General features: G+C 53.6%; 1 rRNA gene. It reads left to right on the forward strand.

The window, feature by feature from the left end:
* Positions 1-550, forward strand: a 23S ribosomal RNA gene (locus KQJ19_RS23830); the annotation flags it as partial.

A 550-nucleotide genomic window follows, 5' to 3' on the forward strand; every position in this document is an offset into this window, starting at 1 on the left:
GTTTCGGCTAGGGGGTCATCCCGACTTACCAACCCGATGCAAACTGCGAATACCGAAGAATGTTATCACGGGAGACACACGGCGGGTGCTAACGTCCGTCGTGAAGAGGGAAACAACCCAGACCGCCAGCTAAGGTCCCAAAGTCATGGTTAAGTGGGAAACGATGTGGGAAGGCACAGACAGCCAGGATGTTGGCTTAGAAGCAGCCATCATTTAAAGAAAGCGTAATAGCTCACTGGTCGAGTCGGCCTGCGCGGAAGATGTAACGGGGCTAAACCATGCACCGAAGCTGCGGCAGCGACACTATGTGTTGTTGGGTAGGGGAGCGTTCTGTAAGCCGTTGAAGGTGTGCTGTGAGGCATGCTGGAGGTATCAGAAGTGCGAATGCTGACATAAGTAACGATAATGCGGGTGAAAAACCCGCACGCCGGAAGACCAAGGGTTCCTGTCCAACGTTAATCGGGGCAGGGTGAGTCGACCCCTAAGGCGAGGCCGAAAGGCGTAGTCGATGGGAAACAGGTTAATATTCCTGTACTTGGTGTTACTGCGA

It is taken from the genome of Citrobacter sp. S46_ASV_140 (assembly GCF_018919545.1).
In the GTDB taxonomy this organism is placed as follows: domain Bacteria; phylum Pseudomonadota; class Gammaproteobacteria; order Enterobacterales; family Enterobacteriaceae; genus Citrobacter; species Citrobacter braakii.